At 64.2% G+C, this 5,351-nt stretch carries 5 protein-coding genes; 1 reads left to right on the top strand and 4 read right to left on the bottom strand.

Going from position 1 to position 5,351, the window contains the following annotated elements:
- A partial coding sequence (locus QOD90_RS07375; protein WP_526348164.1) for an LGFP repeat-containing protein occupies window positions 1–595 on the top strand: 595 nt, incomplete at its 5' end.
- Window positions 596–713: 118 nt separating this feature from the next.
- Here QOD90_RS07375 and QOD90_RS07370 read toward each other — a convergent pair.
- The 4 genes from QOD90_RS07370 to QOD90_RS07355 form a co-directional block, all read right to left on the bottom strand.
- Window positions 714–2,408, bottom strand: a complete 1,695-nt coding sequence (locus QOD90_RS07370; RefSeq protein WP_526348166.1) for a GMC family oxidoreductase — start codon at window positions 2,406–2,408, stop codon at window positions 714–716.
- A gap of 348 nt (window positions 2,409–2,756) precedes the next feature.
- Window positions 2,757–3,566: an LLM class F420-dependent oxidoreductase gene (locus QOD90_RS07365; protein ID WP_526348162.1), complete on the bottom strand. Its 810-nt coding sequence runs from the start codon at window positions 3,564–3,566 to the stop codon at window positions 2,757–2,759.
- Between the two features lie 336 nt (window positions 3,567–3,902).
- Window positions 3,903–4,664, bottom strand: a complete 762-nt coding sequence (locus QOD90_RS07360) for an O-methyltransferase (RefSeq protein ID WP_526348160.1) — start codon at window positions 4,662–4,664, stop codon at window positions 3,903–3,905.
- A gap of 125 nt (window positions 4,665–4,789) precedes the next feature.
- Window positions 4,790–5,233, bottom strand: a complete 444-nt coding sequence (locus QOD90_RS07355; protein WP_526348159.1) for an ankyrin repeat domain-containing protein — start codon at window positions 5,231–5,233, stop codon at window positions 4,790–4,792.
- Window positions 5,234–5,351: the final 118 nt, after the last annotated feature.

The raw sequence follows: 5,351 nt of genomic DNA, 5'->3' as shown, positions 1-5,351 counted from the left end.
GACGATCGCATACCGCCACACGGCAGTCGTCGGCCTGGCCGTCGTCGCATTGATCACCGTGGGCTGCAGCAATGGCAAGAGCGTCGACGCGTCGGCGCCGCAGGTCGGGTTGATCGCCACCTCCGAGACGCAAGCCCCACCCACCGAAGTGAAGCTCACCGGGGAGAGAGACGTCGAGGTGACGCTGACCGGTCCGATTGCTGCCAAGTACGCGTCGGCAACCGAGAGTCAGCGGCAGGGTCTCGGCAAGCCACTGACGGGTGACCGCAATGCGGGAGCACGGGAGAGCGGTTTGGTGTTCCAGCAGTTCCAGGGCGGCGTAATCACTGCCAAGAACGACGAAGCGGGCACGCCTGGTTACATCACCTGGGGCAAGATCCGGGAGGCCTGGAATGTCCCGCGCGACCCACAGGGCCTGCCTGCGGTCACCGGCGATAACGGCTCGGTGGGTCCGCTGGGCGCGCCCACCAGTGACGAGAACACCGTCGGCGATCTCCTCGTTACGACCTTTGAACACGGCAAGATCGAGTACGACGCGAAGACGGACCAGGTCGAGGTGACGGTCAACGGCAAGGTCGTACCCTCCGGGCTCTGATGAACACGGCGCAGGTTCACTAGCAACCGCTGTCGGGGCAGGCAGCTTGGCGAAAGTCGCTAGGGCACTTGGCAAGTCAAAGCAAACCAGGCCGGGGAACCACTCGATGTTGACGGACTCATTCCAGGATCGCCCGCGCTGCGCGCTCTGCGATCAGCATGACCGGCGCGTTGGTGTTCCCGGACGTGATGGTGGGCATCGCCGAAGCGTCAGCCACTCGAAGCCCGGCGACGCGGTACACGCGACAGTCGGTGTCTAGGACTGTGGCGGCCGAACGCGGAACACCGCGTGTGTCAAACGCTCCCATCGCGCAGGTGCCCACCGGGTGGAAGATGGTCGTACCGAGTTCACTGGCCGCCTGCTGGAGGTCTTCGTCGCTCACCAGTTGCGGGCCGGGAAGCAATTCTTCCGGGCAGTAGCGGGCCAGGGATGGCGCCGCCATGATCTGCCGGGTCATCCGCAAGCCGCGCACGGCCGCATCACGATCGGCGTCCGTGGACAGGTAGTTGCAGGAGATCTTCGGGTAGGTCAGCGGGTCTGCACTGGCTATCCGCACATGACCACGCGAGCTGGGGCGCAGATTGCACACCGAGGGTGTGATCGCTCCAAAGCGGTGCAGAGGTTCGCCGAACTTGGCCAGCGACAAGGGCTGCACATGCCACTCGAAATCTGGACTGGCCAGTGTGGGGTCGCTCTTGGCGAAAGCTCCCAGCGTGGAGGGCGGCATGGTCATGGGTCCTGAGCGCAGCAGCAGGTACTGAAGTCCCATGCCTGCGCGGGTGATCCAATTCCGGTACAGCGTGTTGACGGTCCGGGCGCCCCGCACCCGGTAGACCGTTCGCAGCTGCAGGTGGTCCTGGAGGTTTTCACCCACTCCCGGCAGATCGACGGCCACCGGCACCTGATGCTGGGTGAGCAGCCCGGCCGGGCCCAGACCTGAGGCCTGCATGAGCTGCGGCGACCCAATCGCGCCTGCGCTCAGGATCACCTCCCGTCGGGCTTGGACGTCAACGATTTGGCCATCTTTGAGCAGCCGCACCCCGGTGGCGCGGCGCTGAGCTGTGAGCCAGGCACCGCGCCGCTGATCCTCGTGGATCTGGTCGTCCATCAACAGCTTCAAGGCCTGGGTGTGGGTGTAGACGGTGAGATTTGGTCGGTGGGCGACGGGATGCAGGAAGGCATCGGCCATCGACCAGCGACGGCCGCGCCGTTGGTTGACGTGGAAGTACGCGCTGCCGGCGTTGTCTCCTCGGTTGAACTCCTCGATGGGGGCAATGCCCACCTGGGCAGCGGCGGCCTGCCAGGCGTCCAGGATCTTCCAGCGCACCCGCGGCCGCTCGACGGCGATCTCGCCACCGGCGCCGTGCCAGTCGTCGGCTCCGCCGAAGTAGTCTTCCAACTCTTTGTAGATCGCCAGTGTCTCGCCGGAAGCACCCGGGCCACCCCACAGCCATCGCTCGTCACCGGTGGCCTGGGCCCATAGTTCGTAATCGCTGGCCTGGCCGCGCATGTGGATCATGGCGTTGATCGACGAGCTGCCGCCGATCACACGGCCCCGCGCGTAGTGAATGCTGCGGCCGGCCAGACCCGGGTCGGCCTCGGTCGTGAAGCACCAGTCGGTGCGGGGGTTGGCGATTGTGTACAGGTAGCCCACCGGCACCTTGATCCAAAAATAGTTGTCTTTGCCGCCGGCCTCGATCAAGAGCACACGGTGGTCAGGGTTGGCGCTGAGCCGGTTGGCGAGCAGGCAGCCCGCACTGCCTGCTCCCACGATGACGAAGTCGAATTCGGCGACGGGGCTCAGTTCCGGCATCGTTTCTCCATGGCGTCGGATGCGTGTCCTAGTACGGCGATCACCGCCCAGCACGCGCACGTCCCGTGTCTGCTGTCGCAGTACACCGTATTGGACGTGATCGACACGCTCACAACCGTTGAGAGGTCGAGCTTCCATGCCCGCCTCGGTCGGCTGACAGCAAAGCAAGACGTCGAGATCAAACAAGCGACGATGACATTCCGCGGCTTTCGCTCAATAGTCGAGCACCGTTGGGCAGCAAAGCAATTCGCCGCGGATTACTGCCAGATGCGCGACAACGTCACTTGATCATCGCGAAGGCGCCTCCGACGCCGGTAGGGCCGTGAAGCGCACAGCTTTGGTCCTGGGTTACCCGTCGTCGCGCCATGTGACCACCTGCTTGAGGGACGCGAGGTCATAACCGTCGTCGGAGGTCAGTTCGGTCTGGAACAAGGTGACTCCTGCCTCGCGGAACGCGTCGGCGCTAGCGGCGTTCTCCCAGAGCGTCGAACGTTCGATATCGGCGCCGTTGCGACCGAACGTCGCTGCCAACTCGTCGACTCGGTCGCTGGACCTGCGGAACGCGTCCAGGTCCTGGAACGCGTGCCAGATGTCGGCGTGCCTGGCAACGGCGGGCAGCGAGCGCTTGGGCCCCGTACCGCCGATGAGGATCGGTAGCTTGCGCACGGGCGGCGGAATCAGTGCGCCGAGCCGGTTCTCGATGCGGATCAGGCTCTCGTCGAAGAGATCGAAGCGGGAGCCGAAGGTGCCGAAGTCGTAACCGTAGGTGGTGTAGTCCTTTTCGTACCATCCCGCGCCGAGACCCAGGATGAGCCGGCCGCCGCTGATGTGGTCGACGGTGCGCGCCATGTCAGCAAGCAGGTCCGCGTTGCGGTAGCCGACGCCGGTGACGAGGAGCCCGATCTCGGCGTGTGAGGTGATCTCGCCCCACGATGCGAGCGCGGTCCAGCCCTCGAAGTTGGCGACGTCGGGCTGCTCGTCGAACAGGACGGGCTTGCCGTCGACGATGCCCTTCATCGCCGGGCGGTGGAAGTGGTCGTAGCCGAAGATGACGTCGACGCCAAGGTCGTCGGCGGCGAGGACGGCGTCGCGCCACGTCGCATAGTCGGGCGTGCCGCCGGGCTGGATCTGGACGGCTACGCGGACTGGACGGGTCATGGATGCTCCTGGGTCGGGGAGGGGGACTCTTGAGCCAAGTTCACCGGGCACGGAGTTTATTCCGGATAGGCACGATCGCCGCCACAGAAATGGGATACGGAACACCTCAAGCCGCGCTCGTGCCGAGGGTAGGAGCCCTCGACTTGGCACTCAAACACCGGATCTGCAGTGAGGATTTCCGGATTCACTTCTTGGTGGCGCGAGCCATCGACGGTGCATGACCGACGTCTGCGGAGTGAACCCGAAACCGGCCGAATCTGTCTCGATAGTTGGCGCTTGCGTAGTGTGCACTTCGGAATAAGCACGTTCGATGCGTCTGCGTGATGGTGGCGCGGCTCAGCCCAGGAACTCCGACTCCAGAACTAGGTCTTTGAGTAGCGTCTGATACTCGACGTGGGTTTCGTGCTCGACGGTGTGCCACCGCTTGTCTTGCTGTTCCTTCATGTAGGCGCGGTACTTGGGTGCGCCGGGGATGCCGACGTTGTCGGCGACCACGATCGTTCCCGGATGCAGCCAACCCCGGTCGACTAGCCGCTGCAGGTCGTCCAGGTACACGTCCTTCCAGTGGTCGAGGAATACGAAATCCAAACAGCCCTCAGTGAATCCGTAGTCCTTGGCGAGGACGTCGAGCGTCGTCCCGTCGTCGAGGGTGCCGTTGATGCAGGTGACGCGATCGGCGAGGCCGGCGTGCGCCCACACGCGGCGGGCCACCGAGGCGTTGGCGCCGGACTTCTCGATCGAGAACACCTTGGCAGCCGGTGCCGCTCGGGCGATCCGCAGCCCGCTGTATCCGCAGTAAGCACCGAGTTCCACGGCCAGCTTCGGAGTCGCACGCTTGACGGCGGCGTCGAGCAGTTGACCCTTCTCGTCGCCGACGTTCATGAGGATCGACTTTTCGTAGGCAAAGGTGTCGATGGCGTCGATCGCGGCGTCGACATCGCCCGCCGGCGCGTTGGCAATGACGTACTCGACCGTCGCCTCCTCCCGGCCGTCACCCATCTGACCAGTCCGTACGACGTTCAGGCCGCCGAAAGCCATGCGCAGGAACGAGTACCTCAGGAATGGAAACTTCTGCCGCAACGTCCTAGACAGACCCATCGCACCGAACCCTCACGGGCACAACGCTTTTATTGGACATTTGATCCTCATCTCAACTTCACTAGGCTCACCTCACTGCGCGAAGTGGTCATCGTCTGTAACGATGCAACGTGTGTGTGTTGCGGCTAGACGTTTAGGCTGCGCCGCCGCTGGATGTGTTGCAACAGTTGCCGCGCAAGTTCGTTCCTTTCGAAGAACCGCGCGGTTTCAAGCGCGGACGGCGAGCCTGCCAGCGGATCGGCGTCGGCTGACAGCAGCAGTTCGATGATCGTTGTGTCGTTCTTGAAGACGGCGCCTGCCAACGGAGTCTGTCCTCGATTGTTGTGTCGATCAACGTCGGCGCCACGCGCGATCAGCGCCGCGACAGCGGACTCGTGTCCGTAGTAAGCCGCCAGCATTACCAATGTGTCGCCGTTGGTGTTGGCGAGATTCACCGGTACGCCCGCGTCGACGTAAGCGGCCAACATTGTGGCGTCGCCGCTGCGAGCCCCATCGAATATGCGTGAAGCCAGGTCCAGGACCTCGCTATCAGGGGTACCGCTCGGGTCGTCGATCACGTGGTCTGCCATATCAACTCCAAACTGGTCAGCGTCGGCCGAGCGCCGAGCCGCGGTCGGCTGCTACAGCGCGCCGAAGGCTTCACACGCCTTGCGTACGCCTTCGCCGTAGGCGGGGTCGGCTTGGGTG

It is taken from the genome of Mycobacterium sp. (genome assembly GCF_032161845.1).
GTDB lineage: Bacteria > Actinomycetota > Actinomycetes > Mycobacteriales > Mycobacteriaceae > Mycobacterium.
Note: the sequence above shows the minus strand (reverse complement) of the source record. Positions and strands in the feature narration are given on the sequence as shown.